Genomic DNA, 15,708 nt, shown 5'->3' with positions numbered 1-15,708 from the left:
AGCGACCGCAATGTCAACGGACACCTATGCCGCCCCGCCGCTCCGCGGATCGGGCGTGCTCGAGACCACCACCACGACGGAGGGGCACTCGCACATCCACCGCCGCATCTCATGGGCGGCGATCTTCGGGGGCGTGATCCTGGCCCTCGCCATCCAGCTCGTGCTCAGCCTGCTGGGCGCCGGCATCGGCCTGGGCACGGTCGAGACCAACGCGGGAAGCACCCCGAGCGCCAGCAGCCTGGGCATCGGAGCGGGCATCTGGTGGGTCGTCAGCAGTTGCCTGGCCATTGCCGCGGGCGGGTATGTCGCGGCCTGGCTGGCCGGTGTCGAGATCCGGTTCGACGGGATGCTGCACGGCCTGGTCACCTGGGGGATCACCACCCTCGTGACGTTCTGGCTGCTGACCTCGGCCATCGGCGGGATCATCGGCGGCGGCTTCTCGGCCCTGGGCAGCGTGACCTCGGCGGCGGGCAGCGGGCTCGGCGACGCGGCCAAGCCGCTTGCCCAGGCGGCGGGAGTATCCCCCGACATGGTTCGGCAGCAGGCTGAAGCGTATCTGCAGCCGGCGAACCCCGATCCGGCCACGATGAGCCCGCAGGACGCCCAGAAGGCGATCGCGACCGATCTGGTGACCTATGCGGGCGGCGGCGGCGAGGCGGCGGCCAAGGAGCGGATCATCACCATCATGGCGGTCCAGATGAAGATCAGCCACGACGAAGCCGCCCAGCGTTTCGAGGACGGTCAGGCCAAGCTGCAGCAGACCCGCGACAAGGCCGTGCAGACCGCCAAGGACACGGCGGACTCCAGCGCGTCGGCGGCGTCCCGGACCTCCTTCGCCGGCTTCGCCGTCCTGCTGCTCGGCGCCGTCGCCGCGGCGGTCGGCGGTTCCCTGGCCGTGCAGCGCCGGCTGCGGGTGACCCAGCGCGTCGTTCGATAAACCGACCGGCAAGGATGACCGGCCACCGCCGTCGACGACGGCGTGGAGCCCGAAATCGCGGCGTGCGGCGGGCTCCCTCCTTTCTTGACCGGCCCATTCCTGCTCGATGCAGCAAAAAGTTCCTCAGTTATTCTCGCTGTATCCGGGACTTCTCGCTATATCCGGGACTTTTGTGGAAAAAAGAAAAATCAAAGGCGTCGAGTGCCCCCGAATTTATTAGAAGTTTCATTGACAGATATTTTATCAATATCAATTTTCTTTGACTGTTATCTGATTATTTCATTTGATGACACTTGTTATTGTGCAGTGCGTCATAATATAGATGCATGACACAACAGGTCGAGCCCACCCGCTCCCTGGCCCTCAATCAATTATCGATCAGTCATTGGAGTTCAACATGGCCGACGGCACGTCCCCGGTTCACACGATCCGCAGCGCCAGCGACGAGGCAGCCGCGAAGACGGAAAACCCCAAAACCCACAGCATCCGCAGCGCCAGCGACGAGGGGATGACGAAGTCCGGCAAGCCCGAGACCAAGCAGCCCCACGACCAGTCGGCCCGCTCTCTCGAAGGCCGGTCTTTCGAAGGCCGCTCTTTCGAAGGAAGGAAGGCACAAACCGGCGGCTCCGCCGAACGGCTGACCGAGCGGGCGGCCCAGCAATTCGCCGCCGGTGGCGAACTGGCCGGTCGCGCGGTCCAGAACATCGCCCGCCCCGCCGAACAGAACCTCACGGCCGCCATGGAGTTCGGCAACACCATGACCTCGCGCTATGAGGCGGCGTGTTCCGAGATCGTCCGGTACATGCAGCAAGCGGCCCAGCGCCAGAGCGAGATGATGAACGACATGCTCCGGGCGCGCAGCCCGAGCGACGTCCTGCTCGCCGGGAACCGCTACCTGCTTGGCGGGCTGCAGGCCTTCCTCGACGCCAACGGCCGCATTGCCCGGTCCTCGACCCAGATGGCGACCCAGATGGCGCCCCATACGCTGGATGAGGCGGATCGCAAGCGGGACCGGCGCCCGGCCTGACCCGCCCGGCAGCCGTCCAACCATCCGCCGATCGTTCGGGGGACGGCGATGCCACCCCATGCAGCGGCAGGAGGACCCCCCGTGAAGGCGCCCATCAACGAACAGCACACGCTTCCGGTGGTCGAGGAGCAGGTGACCATCCGCAAGCGCGAGCGGGTCACGGAAACGCTCCAGGCCCACACCGTCACCCACGAGCATGAGCAGCCGGTCGAAGCCGACCTGTCGGTGCAGACGATCCGGATCGAGCGGGTGCCGTGCGACCGGTTCGTCGATCACCCGATCGCCGACCGCCAGGAGGGCGACACGACCATCATCTCGGTCGTCGAGGAGGTCGCGACCGTGACCTTGCGGCTGAAGCTGGTGGAGGAGGTGCGCATCACCCGCGACACCGCCACCCGCCGGTTCGACGACACGGTCACGGTCCGCCGCCAGGACATCATCATCGAACGGGTGCAACCCCCGCCCGACACCGAGGTCTGACCGGCCTCGCCATCATCTGACTTCAACGGAGACCATCATGAGCACCATCGTCGTAGGACTGTACAAGGAGCCGCAAGCCGCCAAGAAGGCCTTCCAGGCCCTCGTCGCCGCCGGTTGCCGGGAGAAGGACATCGACACCTTCGACGGAGCCGGCAACGCCGACAAGGCGACGCAGGAGTTGCTGGGCCACGGCTTCACCAAGGACATCGCCCAGCGGTACGCCGCCGCGATCAAGCAGGGCCACACCCTGGTGGCGGCCGACATCGCCGATCAGGACGCGGATGCCGCGGAAGCCATTCTTGACGAGAACGGCGCCATCGACCTGCCCGACGCCTCCTCGCATCAGCCGAAGAAGCCGGCGAAGGCGGACAGTGGAAAGGCGGACAAGGAGACGGCGGACAGCGGCACGGACGAGGAGGAGACCGTTCCCGTGGTCGAGGAGCAGGTGGAGATCGGCAAGCGCCGCGTCAGCAAGGGCGGGGTGCAGGTCACGACGGAGGTGACCGAGACGCCGGTTCGGGAGACCGTCCGGCTGCGCGAGGAAAAGGTGGATGTCGAGCGCCACAAGGCCGACCGGGCTCTCGGGGCCCGTGAGGCGGACGCCGCCTTCGAGGAGAAGACCGTCAAGATGACGGCCACCTCCGAGACGCCGGAGGTGACCAAGGAGGCGCGCGTGGTCGAGGAGGTCGTGCTGTCCAAGAAGGCGACCGAGCACGACAAGACCGTGGAAGCTTCGGCGCGGCGCACCGATGTGAAGGTCAAGCCCACCGGCGACCGCCCCGCCACCAAGCGCTGACCTGAAGCCGTCCACCCCAAGCCGTCCCCCAAGCCGCGCACCGTTGCCGGCGAACGCCTGCTCCCCGACGGGGCAGGCGCCTCGGGACGGCTCGATCCAATGAGGGGAAGCCGGTTGGTCCCGGCTGCGGACGCCGTTCCCTTCACCGGATTGCGATAAATTTGACGCGTTTCCGGGGCTGTTTTCAGAAACAAAGCGGAATGTTCCGAATATCCTTGCGCCATTCTGCCGAAGCTCCGCGGCGGTGCTTATATAAGAAACACGGATGCGGTGACTTGACTTGAATTTCATAGCCGCGGATCGGAGGCCATGATGATTGACGATCTGGTTAATGACATTACGCGTGATGACCGGAAATCGGCCGCGATTCCGGGCGATGATGGGGTATGGGACGGGGCAGGGGGCGGATCATGGAACGCGGCCATGTCGGAAGGGTGGGCCCCGCCCGCATCGCCTTCCCCTTCGCACCATGTCGATCAAGTTCCAGGAGACGTCCAATGCTCGCACGCACCAGCCGCAGAACGGTGACGTTCTCGCACCCCTTCGTGTTGTCGGGGATCGACGGCGTGCAGCCGGCGGGAAGCTACACGGTCGAAACCGATGAGGAACTGGTCGATGGCCTGTCCTTTCCGGTTTATCGGCGTGTCGCGACGGTGATCCTGCTGCCGGCGCTCGCCGGCGGCACGACCCTCGCCCAGGCCGCCACGATCGATCCCCTGGACCTGGAGCGGGCCGAGCAGGCCGACGCGGCCATCCCACAGACCACCCCATAGACTGGTGCCGCGGGCATGATCCTTCGGCCCGGTCACAGCGCGCTCGGCAGCCAACCGGCGGCGCTCATCGCCTGCCAGACCGCTCCCACGACGATCACGGAGAAAAGGAGGGCGCCGACCAGCGCGACGCAGAGCAGCGCGCCGTCCTCCTCCAGATAGGCGAAGGCGATCAGGACGATGAGCAGCGCCGGGGGAAGGTTGCTCAAGGGGACGGGGATGAGGAGGCTCGCGCCAAGCAGCAGGACGACACCGCCGACCGCCCGCTTGGTTGCCGTGAACGGGGTGGCCCAGCGCGGGCGGATGAACCGCTCCAGATAGCGCAGCACCGGAACGGCCCGGCGGATGATCGCGGCCAGCCGGCGGGTCTCGACGTGACGGGTGGCGATGCGGCGGGGGAAGGCGGGGCCGGGGCGATCCAGGATCATCTGGAACGCGACGATGGTGAGCAGCACGCCGGCCATGGCCGATACGCCCGGAAGCACGCCGAGGAGCGCCAGGAGGAGCAGGATGACGCCGAAGGAACGATGACCGAGCCTGCCGGCGAGCCAGTCCAGCGTCACATGGTCCGCGGGCGCTTCGCCGAGAATCCCGTTCAGCACCACCGATGTGGGCGCACGCGTGATCATGGGAATGCCTCTTGGACGGTCGCCCCACCGGGAAAGTGGGGGCAGGCGGTTGGGAAGGGTGAAACGTGCGGGGTGGGGGAGAGGCCATGAACCAATCACAGGTGGGCCTGTTCATCGCCGCCGCCTCGGTCATCGCGGTTTCCGTCGCCCTGTACCGGCGCGGCCGCCTCAGCGAGGCCGGGTTGGGCGGCGTGCTGATCGGCATCGCCGCCGTGGTGGCGTGGATGCTCGCCAGTCCATGACGGGTTCACCGGGCGTTGGACCGGGCGTTGGGCCAAACGAATGAAAGGCTTTTCCCATGGGCACTGACAGAGGAACGGAACATCGCCGCCGCCGACAGCAACCCCGTGGAGACGGCGAAGCCGCGAAGCGGGCATCCGGTACGGATCATGATCCCGACCGGCTCCCCTTGAGACCCGACATGGCGCTGGGACTCTGGACATCCTGGCTGGAGGCCAACGTCGGCGCCGTCCGCGATTGGAGCGGAGCCGTCAGGCCCTGGTGGCAGGTTTCGCCCGACGATCTCACCGGCGCACGGCTGGACGCCGGAACCCGGCGCTTCAGCGATGCATTGGCCGGGGACCCGGTGCTTCGGTCCATCGATGGCCTGTGGAACGCCAACCCCTTCCGCAGCATCGTGCCGGTCGACTGGGCGGAAATCGCCCGCGCGCTCCGAACCGTGTGGATGCTGTCGCTCCGCCATCCGGACAGGACCCTTCGCAAGGCCGCCGACGTCCAGGCGGGCGTCTGGACATCGGCGATGGAGGCCTGGAACGACGCGGGCCGCCGCTGGTGGGGGCTGGCCGACGGCAAAGGGGCGGACACCGCCGGATCGGGTTCGGCGCCCCACGGCGACAAGCGCTTCGCCGCACCGGAATGGCACACCAACCCGGCCTACCGGACGCTCAAGGAGATGTACCTGCTGGCCTCCGACTGGCTGCTGGAGCAGGGCGAGCAGGCCGACGGCCTCGACGACGCCGAACGGCGGCGGCTGACCTTCCACCTCCGCCAGTTCGTCGACGCCATGAGCCCGACGCTGCTGCTGTTCTCCAACCCGGCCGCCTTGCGCCGGGTGCTGGAAACCGGTGGCGTCAGCCTGGCCGACGGCGCGCGCAACCTGCTCTCGGACCTGCGGGAGGGCCGCCTCAGCATGGTGGACGCCACCGCCTTCGAGCCGGGCCGCAATCTCGCCACGACCCCCGGCAAGGTGGTCCACCGCAACCGGCTGATCGAGCTGATCCAGTACCAGCCGGCAGGGGGGCCGGCAGGGGGGCCGGCAGGGGAGGCGGTGCACGCGGTGCCGCTGCTCATCCTGCCGCCGTGGATCAACAAGTACTACATCCTCGACCTCCAGCCGAAAAACTCGATGGTGCGCCATCTGGTCGAGCAGGGCTTCACGGTGTTCGTGGTCTCGTGGAAGAACCCGGACGCCTCGATGGACGGCGTGGGGTTCGAGGACTACATGGACCTCGGCCCGCTGGAGGCCGCCGACGTGGTGCGCGAGATCACCGGCGCCGCCTCCATCAACGTGATGGGCTATTGCATCGGCGGCACGCTGCTCGCCATCACGCTGGCCTGGCTGGCGGCGAAGCGCGACACCCGGTTCAACGCCGCCACCTTCATGGTGTCGCTCCAGGATTTCTCCCATGTCGGCGACACCGCGGTGTTCCTGGGCGAACCGACGGTGGACTTCATCGAACAGCAGATGATGGAGCGCGGCTACCTCGACAGCCGGGAGATGAGCAACATGTTCAACCTCCTGCGGTCCAACGACCTGATCTGGTCGAACGTCGTCAACAACTACCTGATGGGCGACAAGCCCCCGGCCTTCGACCTTCTGTACTGGAACAGCGACGGCACCCGCATGGCGCGGACGGCGCACAGCTGGTACCTGCGCAACACCTATGTCGAGAACAACCTGATCGCTCCGGGCAAGGTCAGGCTCAAGGGCGAGGCCATCGACCTCGGGCGCATACCGCAGGACGTCTACGCGGTCGGCGCGGAGAAGGACCACATCGTGCCCTGGGACGCCGCGTGGCGCGTCACCCAACTGCTCAAGGGAAGCAAGGTGCGCTACGTGCTGGCGTCCAGCGGGCACATCGCCGGGATCATCAACCCGCCCGGCGGCAAGGGCACCTATTGGACCAACGACACCAGAGAGTCCGGCGGAGAGCCCGGCGCGACCGCACAGGCGTGGCGCGGGAAGGCCACCGCGCACAGCGGCAGCTGGTGGACGGACTGGACGGCGTGGCTGGCCGAACGGTCGGGCCGAAAGGGAAAGCCGCCGACGCTGGGCAGCGCGACGCACCCGGCGCTCGCCGACGCGCCCGGAACCTATGTCCTGGAACGGTAAGCCCGCCCCGCCGCATCGCTTCCCCGCGGGCGCGGACGGGTGGTCAGGACCAGAGGCTCATCATCCCCCAGGCGACGAGCGCCGCCGTGAGCAGAAGCAAATACAGGGGGTTGATGCCGACCGGGCGGCGGCTCCGCTCGACGACCTCGCCGTTCGGGGCCGTGGCGGAGCCCCCTTCCGGCAGGAGCTTCACCAGGCGATCCGCCGTCGCGACGGCGTCCGGGGCTTCGGGCTGTTGCGCCGGAAGACGGCGGAGGATGACGGCAAGCGCCGATGCCGCGGCGTCCCTCGGCAGCGCCGCCAGGCGGGCCGCCTCGGCCCAGGGGTCGATGCCGAGCCGCGCGAGCGCGGAGAGAACGCTGAGGCGGCTTCCGTTCTCCTCGTCCCACAGCGGGGCGCACAGGAAATCGTTCAAATCGGACTGGTGCAGGGTGTATTCAGGACGCAACGGCATATCAACCTCCCGCGCTATTTTATGTTCTGCTCCTGTATATGGCGACACATTGGAAAAAATCAGCGGTGTGCCGATGGGGTCCATTGAATGATGGATTTTTGTGAAAGTCTTGCAGGCGGGATTTTTTATCGGGATTTTTTACCCAGCGTTCGTTTTTTTGGCGGCTGGATGTTCAAGGTCCTGCATTCTCCTCCGCCCCGATGCCCGTCAATCGGATGGCGGGAACTCGTCCCGGTGCTGGCGCAGCTCCGGCGCCCCGCGCCAGGGCTCGCCGTGCCGCCGCTCGTAGACGCCGCCCTCGCCCGCGACCCGAACCCCCTGGACCACGGCCCGCACCTTGTCGTCCGATGAGCCGAAACTGCGCAGGGCGTAGTCCATCAGCCCGAAGGCGAGTTCGCGCTCCCCCATGATCGCCAGACCCACGCCTTGCCGTTCCAGGTGGGCGACCTCCGCCTCGCTGTGGGTCCGCACCGCCGTGTCGATGGAAGGGTTGATCTGGCGCGCGAGATCGAGGACGCGCCGTGTCTGATAGCCCTGGGGCGTGGCGACGACGATCAGCCGCGCCCGCCGGGTGCCGGCGGCCTCCAGAACGCCCGGCGTCGTCGCGTCCCCATAGACCGCCGGCACGCCGCGTTTGCGCAACGCCTCGACCCGCCGGCGGTTCTGGTCGATGACCACGATCGGCAGGTCCTGGCTTTTCAGGCCCTTGCCGACGATGCTGCCGACCCGGCCGTAACCGACGATGACCACATGGTCCTGCGGACCCTCATGGGCCGGAGGCAGAACCGACAGGCTGTCGTTTCTCTGGCGTTCGAGGCGGCCCAGCATGCCCGGCCGCCGGCGCAGCCAGCCGGAGAGCCGGTCGAGTCCGACGAACACCAGCGGATTGAGCGTGATCGAGAGCAGCGCGCCCGCAAGGATCAGGTCGCGCCCCTCCGGCGGCAGCAGCCCGAGCGTCACCCCGAGGCCGGCCAGGATGAAGGAGAACTCGCCGACCTGAGCCAGACTGGCCGACACGGTGAGCGCGGTCGAGGCCGGATAGCCGAACGCCAGCACGATGCCGAAGGCCGCCAGCGTTTTGCCGAGGACGATGACCAGAACGACGGCGAGCACGGCCAACGGCTCATGGACCAGGATCATCGGGTCGAACAGCATGCCGACCGAGACGAAGAACAGCACCGCGAAGGCGTCCTGAAGCGGCAACGCGTCGGCCGCGGCCTGATGGCTGAAATCGCTTTCGCTCAGGACGACGCCGGCGAAGAAGGCTCCGAGGGCGAAGGAGACGCCGAACAGCTCGGACGAGCCGAAGGCGATGCCGAGCGCGGTGGCCAGAACCGAGAGCGTGAACAGCTCGCGCGAGCCGGTCCGGGCGACCTGCATCAGAAGCCACGGGATCGCCCGCGTGCCGACCACCAGCACCAGGGCCAGGAACAGCGCGACCTTGCCCAGCGTCAGCGCCAGGGTCACGGCCAGGGCGCCGCCGCCGGCTTCGCCCGCCGCGCCGCGCGGCGTGCCGCCGAGCACGCCCGCCAGGGCCGGCAGCAGCACCAGCGCCAGAACCATGGCGAGATCCTCGACGATGAGCCAGCCGACGGCGATCCGTCCGTTCGCCGAATCGAGGATGTTGCGCTCCTCAAGGGCGCGCAGCAGCACCACGGTGCTGGCGACCGAGAGCGCCAACCCGAACACCAGCCCCGCGCCGAACGGCCGGCCCCAGATGTGCGCGACGCCGATGCCGAGCGCCGTCGCCATCACGATCTGGCCGAGGGCGCCGGGAATCGCGATGGCGCGGACGGCGAGCAGATCCTTGATCGAGAAATGGAGCCCGACGCCGAACATCAGGAGGACGACGCCGATCTCGGCGAGTTGGGACGCCAGCCCCTCGTCGGCAACGAAGCCGGGCGTGAAGGGACCGGCCGCGACGCCGGCCAGCAGATAGCCGACGAGGGGAGGCAGCCGGAGCTTGCTGGCGAGAAGGCCTCCCAGGAAGGCGAGCCCCAGGCCAACGACGATGGTGGCGATGAACGTCGTCTCGTGCGGCATGACGATCCTTTGTCCGGTCCTGGGTCCAGCCCCCGGTCCGGCCCCGGGCGGACGAATCCCGCGATGGCGCCCGGCTCCGTCGGATAGGTGGTTGCTCGGCGAGCGGTCGGTGCGGTGCATGGCCGTACGGACGGCGGGTGTTCGTCTGCGCCGTCGCGTCCGCGCCCGCCCGCCTCCATGTCCATTGGATGATGATAGAATATGGGCTTCGCTTTGATTTCGACGGCTGGATGGTCATCGACACCACGGTGGTGAACGGCGAACTGGCCTGTGAGGCGGTTCAGCGTGGTTTGTCCTTCGCCGAGGCGGAGTATCTGGCGGAGTGTCTGATGCGGTACGTGACCGATCTTCACGCCGCCCGGAACTGAAGGCGCCGGGCGGCTGGTAAAATGCGCGGGATCCGCCTGTGCACCCTCGCAAGATGGAGGGTGGAACGCCACATAAGGGAAGGCCGCGGCTCAAACGTTGCCCTTGAGGACACCATGAAGCCCGCCGTCATTGCCCTTTTTCTTTCCTTCGCCATTGGAACCGCCGCCGCGGCGGCCGGTGAGCGCACCCCCACGCACCTCTTCGCCCCCGGCGATCACGTCGATGCCGCCGGCGTCGTCCGAGACCGGGGAAACCGGCCCATCGGGCGTATCGAGGCGGACATCGATGGAAGCCATGTGCTGCGCGACAACGCCGGACGCCACATCGGCAGCGTCGAGCGCGGCTTCTCCGACGGTGAGCTGGTCATCCGAGACGGCGAGGGACGCCGCCAGGGCACGCTCGAACGCCGGCGGTGACACGGGCCCCCTCACGGCCTGCACCCGCGGCTTGCCGGATCAGTAGAACACCCCGTCGTCCAGATCCTTTCTGAACGGTCCGCACCAGGCGGAAGGGAGCGACGAATGGTAGACCCGGCAGGTTCGGGTCGGCGCATAGGTCACCGTGATGGTGTGGAACTGGACCGTGCCGCCCCTGACGACCTGGGCCTCGACGCGGTCCTTCATCCTGAAATCGTCCGGGCGGAGCGTGACGTGGGCAACGCACCGTTCGAAGGCTTCCCTCTCGACATTCCTGAGCATGGCGATTCCTCCGGTTCAGGCCACGGGCGGTTCAGGCCACGGGCCCATGAATCAAGACGAAGAGCACGACCGCCAGCACGACGGCGACCGGGATCACCAGCGGCGGCACAAAATACTCCGTTGCAGCGCTCCAAAGGGTCGTGGAGCCGGGGGATGTGGGCGTTTGAGGGATCATGGTCATGTTCCGTATGTTCGGCGGACCGCATTGGGAATGCTTCGGCGACGTCCTCATCGCCGTTGCGCCTCCACCGGGGCCGATCAAGGGATTGCGATCGGCTCTATGGAAGAAGTGGTGCTGAAATCAGTTTCGCGCCGCGGCAATTCCGGCATATGAACCCATGAGGTCGCATCCCAATGCAATAAAGTCTTTTCCACTATATTTTGGAGAAAGCCGCCATATTTTTCCTGGAAACTTGGATGAAGCGCCCCATGTTATTTTGAATTCTTTTAGAAAGGCGCCGAACCCGCCGATCAAACGCCGTGGAGAAGTCCCGCCATGCCGCGCCGAATCTTCGAAGCGATGCCCGCCGCGGATGCGGTGGTCCTGCCCCCCTCGGCCACGGTCCACGCTGCGGCGGTGGCGATGAAGGAGCGGCGGCAGTGCGTGGTGCTCGCCATGACCGCCGGCCGGTTGGACGGCATCCTCACGGAACAGGACGTGGTTCGCCGCGTCGTCGCCGAGCGGCGGGATCCGGACCGCGTCACCGTGGCCGACGTCATGACCCGGCATCCGGACACGATCCCCGCCACGGACCTCGCGCTCACAGGGCTGCAGATGATGGAGGACGGCGGGTACCGGCACCTGCCGGTCATCCATGACGGGCGTGTCGTCGGGCTGATTTCGCGCGTCGATTTCGTAGGGTCGGAGAAGAGCGAACTGGAAACCGAGCGCCAGTGCTGGGAACAGCTCCGGTGATCCCCAACCGGCCCACCTTGCACACGGCTCCCAACGGCCCCGGCACGGCAGGAGCACGGCAAGACCGGCCGGGCGGGCTTCCCGAGACACACACCGGAAAAGGCAGCACCATGCCGACGCGGATCCACGGTCCGGACGGACGCGCGGCCACACCGGCGAAGCGGGAGGGCTGAAGCATGGGACACGCGCACTATCTCGTCGCGCAACGCGGAACCGGCTGGTTCATTCTTCTGGAGAAGAACCGGTACGGCCCCTTCCTGAGCGGGCGGAACGGCGCTCTGACCGCCGCCGTGCAGGCCGCGCATCAAGCCGGCAAGGACGGCCACGACGCCCGCGTGTGGTTGCGCGCCGTGGACGGCATCGCGCGGACCGTCTGGGCCTTCGGGGTTGACGTCTATCCCCCATGCTGGGTGGAGCCGTTGCGGATCGTGGCGCCGGAACCGCGTCCCAAGCGGCCGCGCCCGGCGGCGCTCGCGTCGAGGCCCCCCGAACCAGGAGGAGTTCCGTGATCGACCACGAACTTCTGGGGCGTTACCAGACGGTGTTCGGCTGCACCTTCAACGTGGCGCTCTGGACGCAACGGCCCGGCGACGGCGTGAACGACATGATGCGCGCCGCGCTTGCCGGGTATGGACCGCCGGTGACCGACGAGCGCATCGCGTCCCGCCTGCGTGAGCGGTTTGTATTCCCGGACGTCCCTTAGAGCGGAGCGAACCCATGTCCGTTTCCTTCGGCCCGGCGTCGGCTCACCACTGGCGCGGTGGTCAAGGCGTTGGGCGCGCCACGGGGGGCCTCCGGACGGGGGGCCTCCGGGCGGACGGACGGTGGACGGGCGCGTCTCGGAGACCCGCGCGACGGACGGCGCCCGGATTTCGCCGTCCGATGCCGTCCGTGCGATGCCGCCGACCATGAACGGCTTCCGTTCAAACCTCCCGGGCACACCGGAGCGTTCCGATGCGGAACGGACGGTGGGAGCGGTGCAGCAGCAGGGAGGGGTTTTCGTCAAGGCGGTTGCGGTCACCCGTGTGCCGATGATCGTCGCCGACGCAACGCTGCCGGGCAATCCGGTGATCTTCGCCAACGGCGCCTTTCTGGCCATGTCCGGCTACACCATGGACGAAGTGCTGGGGCAGGAGCCGCATTTCCTGGACGGGCCGGACACCGATCCCGCGACGATCCAGCGGTTCAAGGCGGCCCTTGCCGAGCAGCGCGACGAAACGCAGGAAATCCTGCAGTACCGCAAGGACGGCGGCACCTTGTGGGCAGCGCTGTTCGTCGGCAGTTGGGCTGACGCCAGCGGCCGGGTCGTCCATCATTTCCGGTCCTTCCTGGACATCACGCGCCGCCGCGCCGCCGAGGACGACCTGTGGCGCCTCACCCGGGATCTGGAGCGGCGCGTGGCCGAGCGGACGCATGAGTTGACGGCGGCCAACGCGCATCTGTCCCGCCTTCTGGCGGAGAACGGGGTGCTTCTGCGCGAGGTGGACCACCGGGCCAAGAACAGCTTGGCCATCGCGTCGTCGCTGCTGATCACCCAGGCCTACCAGCAAGCCGACCCGCGGGTCCGGGCGCTCTTCCTGGAAACGCAGGAGCGGCTGGCGGCGATGGCGCAGGCGCACGATCTGCTCAGCAAATCGTGGGACCCCAGCCGGATCGGGCTCGCTCCCTACCTGCGGGATCTCTGCGCATCCCTGATGACGGCGGCCGGCACGAACGCCGGCATCCGGATCGAGGCGCAGGCGGACGAGGACATTCACGTGCCGGCCGACCACGCCATCGCGCTGGGGCTGGTGGTGAACGAACTGGTCACCAACGCCGTGAAGCACGCGTTTCCGTCGTTTCGAACGGGACGCATTGCGGTCACGGCCCTGCGGTCGGACGCCGGCCACGTGGTCCTGCGTGTGCAAGACAACGGAGTGGGCATGTCCGGCGACCGCGCAGGTGCTCTTGGCTATGGGATCGTCCGCTCCCTCGTGCAACAGCTCGACGGCGAACTGGACATCAGCCACGATGCCGGTGTCGCCGTGACGGTCACCTTTCCGGGCTGAACAGCCCGGTCAGTGAAGCGTCCTGAGGCGTCCCGGACCACAAAACCGCCGGCCCGCCCCGGCCCAAGCCTTGCTCCGCCGCGGGTCACGGGCAGCGCCGGAGACCGAGATCCATGGCAGCGTCGAGCGCGCGTTCAAGGTCCGGCATCCCTTCGTCGGCTGTTCCGCCCTGCGGCAGGATCAAGCCGCAACCGGCCTCCACGAGCCGTCGGTTCATTCGCGAAAGGAGCGGATGATCGCCGCAAAACCATGAAACGGCGATTTTCCGGGCGCTTGAACACGCCCGATCCATTTCGCCTGGGCAGGCGGCGTGCCGGCTTTGCGGCATCCCCCTCAGACGAGATGGGGAATCAGGTCCGAAAGGTGCCGGATGGTCAGTGTCGCCATGTTTTCCGGGGCCGCGCCGGTTTTCGTCAGCATGATCCGCCGCGGGATGCCTGCGGCTTGCGCTGCGGCCATGTCGGTCGGCTGGTCGCCCAGAAACACCGACCGGGACAGGTCGAGGTTCAGCCTCCTGGCTGCTTCCAGGATCATGCCGGGGTTGGGTTTGCGCCAGAAGCTGTCGCGGGCGTAACGCTCGACCTTGCCGCTGCGATGATAGGGGCAGTGGAAAACCCCGGCGAGTTCCACGCCCTGGGCCAGGAACATTCCCCGCATCCAATCGCTCAGATCCAGGAACTCGGCTTCGGTGAAGTAGCCGCGCGCGATGCCGGATTGGTTGGTGATCAGGGCGACCCGGAACCCGCGGTCCACCGCGTGCCGTGCCAGGGGGAAGATGCCGTCCATGAAGGTGAAGCGGCCGATATCACCGACATAGCCGTGGTCGACGTTCACGATCCCATCACGGTCCAGCAGCAGGGCCTTGCAAGGCATGAAGTCCCCTGATCGGATGGGGTGGTTTGGAGTGTTGTCGCGAGGCGTTGCGCCGTGGCGTTTGGAGTCTTGTCGCGTGTCCCTAAGCGCGCGCGCAAGCCCGGTTCAGCGCATGAACTGGGTCATTTTCCGTTCCGGAATCGGGGGAGGGGAGGGATGCAGGAGCAGCCCGTGATCCTCCACATCGACCCGCGCTTCCGGATAGACGGCAAGCGCGAGCTGAAGCGCTTCGATGAAGCGTTTCCGGAAATCACGCAGACGGGAATAGCCGGCGCCGAACTGTTCGAACACCGCGGGCCAAGTGATGGTCGTGGACTTGCTCAGGCTGTGCAGCCGGTAAGCCAGCCAGATGTAGATATCGATGCTGGTGCTGTTGTTCTGGATGTGGCGCAGCGCCGGTTCCCAGATTGGAACCGGGTGGGCTTTCAGTTCGCGGAAGAACGCTTCTGAAAGCAGGACACGGTCTTCCCACAGAGTGCCTTGCGGGGAATTGTGCTCCGACGAGAAGTGGATGCCGCCCTTGACGATCGAGTCCTTCTCGAAGCCCAGGCTGTTGGCGTCTTCCCAGGCAAAGGTCAGGTTGCAGGCGGCGATCCGTGACGCCTGTTCCCGGATGTCGCGGTAGGTCTGGCCACCGACCGACAGGCCCATGCGGTCGAGCCAGTCGTGCATGCTGCGGCCCAGCTCGACCTCCCGGCTGTCCGTCTGAAGGGCGCGGGTCTGCAGATAAAGCAGGATCATGCGCGCCCGGCTGCCATAGGGAACGCCATAGAGTTTGAAGCCGCCGCCACGAACAGGCAGTCGGCCCGGCTCGATCAGCAAACGAATCCGATGCCCGCGCCGTTCCCAGGGCTGGTCGTCGGGAAGGCGACGATGCGGAAGCGCGGTCAAGGCAAAGCCTGAATAGGTAATGCCAAGGTCTTGGCGTTCCTCTTCCAGTACCGCAGCCGCGATGTCGACCAGCGACCGCTGATCAGGGTCGGTCTGGAGTGCTTTGGCCTGCTCTCGGCCCACTTGGCTGATCAGGCGATGCAACTGGCCCATAGCGCGCTGTTCTCGCCGTTTGTTCCGGGTCCACTTATGGTCCGATCCATAACACGGCAGGTTGACACCCGCAATTTGGAATCTTGTCGCGCAGACTATTAGTAAGGTTACTAGATTCACCTATTAGTTTGAGCGACAAGACTCCAGTAGAGAATCGCGATTCGCGCGACAAGAGTCCAGGAATTCCGCGACAACATTCCAGGGGATAACTCATTCGTCCTGTGGAAGCTTGGGTCGACGCGACAAAACTCCAGTTCTACGTTTCCGAATC

20 protein-coding genes are annotated in these 15,708 nt (G+C 66.8%); 13 read left to right on the top strand and 7 right to left on the bottom strand.

Annotated features, from left to right (window positions below; genetic code table 11):
- Positions 1–10 precede the first annotated feature (10 nt).
- The 5 genes from TSH58p_RS18130 to TSH58p_RS18110 all read left to right on the top strand — a co-directional run bounded on the left by TSH58p_RS18130 (position 11) and on the right by TSH58p_RS18110 (position 4,013).
- Positions 11–937 (top strand): hypothetical protein, encoded by a 927-nt coding sequence (locus TSH58p_RS18130; RefSeq protein WP_109067633.1) that lies wholly within the window; start codon positions 11–13, stop codon positions 935–937.
- Between the two features lie 397 nt (positions 938–1,334).
- Positions 1,335–1,964 carry a phasin family protein gene (locus TSH58p_RS18125; protein ID WP_158282534.1) on the top strand — a complete coding sequence of 210 codons (630 nt, stop codon included), beginning with the start codon at positions 1,335–1,337 and terminating at the stop codon, positions 1,962–1,964.
- An 81-nt stretch (positions 1,965–2,045) separates the two neighbouring features.
- A complete protein-coding gene (locus TSH58p_RS18120; protein WP_247873785.1) occupies positions 2,046–2,444 on the top strand; it encodes a DUF2382 domain-containing protein in 399 nt (132 codons plus the stop codon).
- A gap of 37 nt (positions 2,445–2,481) precedes the next feature.
- A complete protein-coding gene (locus tag TSH58p_RS18115; RefSeq protein ID WP_109067630.1) occupies positions 2,482–3,240 on the top strand; it encodes a YsnF/AvaK domain-containing protein in 759 nt (252 codons plus the stop codon).
- Positions 3,241–3,737: 497 nt separating this feature from the next.
- A complete protein-coding gene (locus TSH58p_RS18110; protein WP_109067629.1) occupies positions 3,738–4,013 on the top strand; it encodes a hypothetical protein in 276 nt (91 codons plus the stop codon).
- A 32-nt stretch (positions 4,014–4,045) separates the two neighbouring features.
- On the opposite strand, the gene TSH58p_RS18105 is transcribed toward TSH58p_RS18110, so the two are convergent.
- Positions 4,046–4,639 carry an exopolysaccharide biosynthesis protein gene (locus TSH58p_RS18105; RefSeq protein WP_109067628.1) on the bottom strand — a complete coding sequence of 198 codons (594 nt, stop codon included), beginning with the start codon at positions 4,637–4,639 and terminating at the stop codon, positions 4,046–4,048.
- An 86-nt stretch (positions 4,640–4,725) separates the two neighbouring features.
- On the opposite strand from TSH58p_RS18105, the gene TSH58p_RS33210 reads away from it, so the two are divergent.
- Both TSH58p_RS33210 and TSH58p_RS18100 read left to right on the top strand, forming a co-directional pair.
- Positions 4,726–4,881: a hypothetical protein gene (locus TSH58p_RS33210; protein ID WP_158282533.1), complete on the top strand. Its 156-nt coding sequence runs from the start codon at positions 4,726–4,728 to the stop codon at positions 4,879–4,881.
- Between the two features lie 179 nt (positions 4,882–5,060).
- Positions 5,061–6,992, top strand: coding sequence for an alpha/beta hydrolase (locus TSH58p_RS18100; protein WP_199229995.1), 1,932 nt, complete (start codon positions 5,061–5,063; stop codon positions 6,990–6,992).
- 43 nt (positions 6,993–7,035) lie between these two features.
- Here the strand turns inward: TSH58p_RS18100 and TSH58p_RS18095 are convergent, their stop codons facing one another.
- Positions 7,036–7,446, bottom strand: a complete 411-nt coding sequence (locus TSH58p_RS18095) for a hypothetical protein (protein ID WP_109067626.1) — start codon at positions 7,444–7,446, stop codon at positions 7,036–7,038.
- 207 nt (positions 7,447–7,653) lie between these two features.
- Positions 7,654–9,489 carry a YbaL family putative K(+) efflux transporter gene (gene ybaL, locus TSH58p_RS18090; RefSeq protein ID WP_109067625.1) on the bottom strand — a complete coding sequence of 612 codons (1,836 nt, stop codon included), beginning with the start codon at positions 9,487–9,489 and terminating at the stop codon, positions 7,654–7,656.
- 137 nt (positions 9,490–9,626) lie between these two features.
- On the opposite strand from ybaL, the gene TSH58p_RS18085 reads away from it, so the two are divergent.
- Together TSH58p_RS18085 and TSH58p_RS18080 are read left to right on the top strand one after the other, a co-directional pair.
- Complete coding sequence (locus TSH58p_RS18085; protein ID WP_109067624.1) at positions 9,627–9,857, top strand: hypothetical protein; 231 nt, start codon at positions 9,627–9,629, stop codon at positions 9,855–9,857.
- Between the two features lie 114 nt (positions 9,858–9,971).
- Complete coding sequence (locus TSH58p_RS18080; protein WP_109067623.1) at positions 9,972–10,274, top strand: hypothetical protein; 303 nt, start codon at positions 9,972–9,974, stop codon at positions 10,272–10,274.
- Between the two features lie 39 nt (positions 10,275–10,313).
- On the opposite strand, the gene TSH58p_RS18075 is transcribed toward TSH58p_RS18080, so the two are convergent.
- On the bottom strand, positions 10,314–10,556 hold the full coding sequence (locus TSH58p_RS18075; protein WP_109067622.1) for a hypothetical protein: 243 nt from the start codon (positions 10,554–10,556) through the stop codon (positions 10,314–10,316).
- A gap of 31 nt (positions 10,557–10,587) precedes the next feature.
- On the bottom strand, positions 10,588–10,737 hold the full coding sequence (locus TSH58p_RS33205) for a hypothetical protein (protein WP_158282532.1): 150 nt from the start codon (positions 10,735–10,737) through the stop codon (positions 10,588–10,590).
- A gap of 315 nt (positions 10,738–11,052) precedes the next feature.
- On the opposite strand from TSH58p_RS33205, the gene TSH58p_RS18070 reads away from it, so the two are divergent.
- From TSH58p_RS18070 to TSH58p_RS18055, 4 genes are all read left to right on the top strand, one after another.
- Positions 11,053–11,472, top strand: coding sequence for a cyclic nucleotide-binding/CBS domain-containing protein (locus tag TSH58p_RS18070; RefSeq protein WP_109067621.1), 420 nt, complete (start codon positions 11,053–11,055; stop codon positions 11,470–11,472).
- A gap of 176 nt (positions 11,473–11,648) precedes the next feature.
- Complete coding sequence (locus TSH58p_RS18065) at positions 11,649–11,981, top strand: hypothetical protein (RefSeq protein WP_109067620.1); 333 nt, start codon at positions 11,649–11,651, stop codon at positions 11,979–11,981.
- The gene (locus TSH58p_RS18060) at positions 11,978–12,175 is read left to right on the top strand and encodes a hypothetical protein (RefSeq protein ID WP_109067619.1); all 198 of its coding nucleotides are present in this window, start codon (positions 11,978–11,980) and stop codon (positions 12,173–12,175) included. The genes TSH58p_RS18065 and TSH58p_RS18060 overlap by 4 nt, the downstream gene beginning before the upstream one ends.
- Positions 12,176–12,296: 121 nt before the next feature.
- Entirely contained in the window at positions 12,297–13,520 is a 1,224-nt protein-coding gene (locus TSH58p_RS18055; protein ID WP_199229994.1) for a histidine kinase dimerization/phosphoacceptor domain -containing protein, read from the top strand.
- Positions 13,521–13,853: 333 nt separating this feature from the next.
- Here the strand turns inward: TSH58p_RS18055 and TSH58p_RS18050 are convergent, their stop codons facing one another.
- Both TSH58p_RS18050 and TSH58p_RS18045 read right to left on the bottom strand, forming a co-directional pair.
- Positions 13,854–14,393, bottom strand: coding sequence for an HAD family hydrolase (locus TSH58p_RS18050; protein WP_109067618.1), 540 nt, complete (start codon positions 14,391–14,393; stop codon positions 13,854–13,856).
- Positions 14,394–14,498: 105 nt separating this feature from the next.
- Positions 14,499–15,437 (bottom strand): replication protein RepA, encoded by a 939-nt coding sequence (locus TSH58p_RS18045; protein ID WP_109067617.1) that lies wholly within the window; start codon positions 15,435–15,437, stop codon positions 14,499–14,501.
- Positions 15,438–15,708: the final 271 nt, after the last annotated feature.

It is taken from the genome of Azospirillum sp. TSH58 (genome assembly GCF_003119115.1).
Lineage (GTDB): Bacteria > Pseudomonadota > Alphaproteobacteria > Azospirillales > Azospirillaceae > Azospirillum.
This window is presented reverse-complemented; position numbering and strand designations above follow the sequence as displayed.

Excerpts from the sequence above, each read along its gene's own strand:
- TSH58p_RS18130 (WP_109067633.1), top strand. The coding sequence starts at position 11 with ATGTCAACGGACACCTATGCCGCCCCGCCGCTCCGCGGATCGGGCGTG.
- TSH58p_RS18125 (WP_158282534.1), top strand. The coding sequence starts at position 1,335 with ATGGCCGACGGCACGTCCCCGGTTCACACGATCCGCAGCGCCAGCGAC.
- TSH58p_RS18115 (WP_109067630.1), top strand. The coding sequence starts at position 2,482 with ATGAGCACCATCGTCGTAGGACTGTACAAGGAGCCGCAAGCCGCCAAG.
- TSH58p_RS18110 (WP_109067629.1), top strand. The coding sequence starts at position 3,738 with ATGCTCGCACGCACCAGCCGCAGAACGGTGACGTTCTCGCACCCCTTC.
- TSH58p_RS18105 (WP_109067628.1), bottom strand. The coding sequence starts at position 4,639 with ATGATCACGCGTGCGCCCACATCGGTGGTGCTGAACGGGATTCTCGGC.
- TSH58p_RS33210 (WP_158282533.1), top strand. The coding sequence starts at position 4,726 with ATGAACCAATCACAGGTGGGCCTGTTCATCGCCGCCGCCTCGGTCATC.
- TSH58p_RS18100 (WP_199229995.1), top strand. The coding sequence starts at position 5,061 with ATGGCGCTGGGACTCTGGACATCCTGGCTGGAGGCCAACGTCGGCGCC.
- TSH58p_RS18095 (WP_109067626.1), bottom strand. The coding sequence starts at position 7,446 with ATGCCGTTGCGTCCTGAATACACCCTGCACCAGTCCGATTTGAACGAT.
- ybaL (WP_109067625.1), bottom strand. The coding sequence starts at position 9,489 with ATGCCGCACGAGACGACGTTCATCGCCACCATCGTCGTTGGCCTGGGG.
- TSH58p_RS18080 (WP_109067623.1), top strand. The coding sequence starts at position 9,972 with ATGAAGCCCGCCGTCATTGCCCTTTTTCTTTCCTTCGCCATTGGAACC.
- TSH58p_RS18075 (WP_109067622.1), bottom strand. The coding sequence starts at position 10,556 with ATGCTCAGGAATGTCGAGAGGGAAGCCTTCGAACGGTGCGTTGCCCAC.
- TSH58p_RS33205 (WP_158282532.1), bottom strand. The coding sequence starts at position 10,737 with ATGACCATGATCCCTCAAACGCCCACATCCCCCGGCTCCACGACCCTT.
- TSH58p_RS18070 (WP_109067621.1), top strand. The coding sequence starts at position 11,053 with ATGCCGCGCCGAATCTTCGAAGCGATGCCCGCCGCGGATGCGGTGGTC.
- TSH58p_RS18065 (WP_109067620.1), top strand. The coding sequence starts at position 11,649 with ATGGGACACGCGCACTATCTCGTCGCGCAACGCGGAACCGGCTGGTTC.
- TSH58p_RS18050 (WP_109067618.1), bottom strand. The coding sequence starts at position 14,393 with ATGCCTTGCAAGGCCCTGCTGCTGGACCGTGATGGGATCGTGAACGTC.
- TSH58p_RS18045 (WP_109067617.1), bottom strand. The coding sequence starts at position 15,437 with ATGGGCCAGTTGCATCGCCTGATCAGCCAAGTGGGCCGAGAGCAGGCC.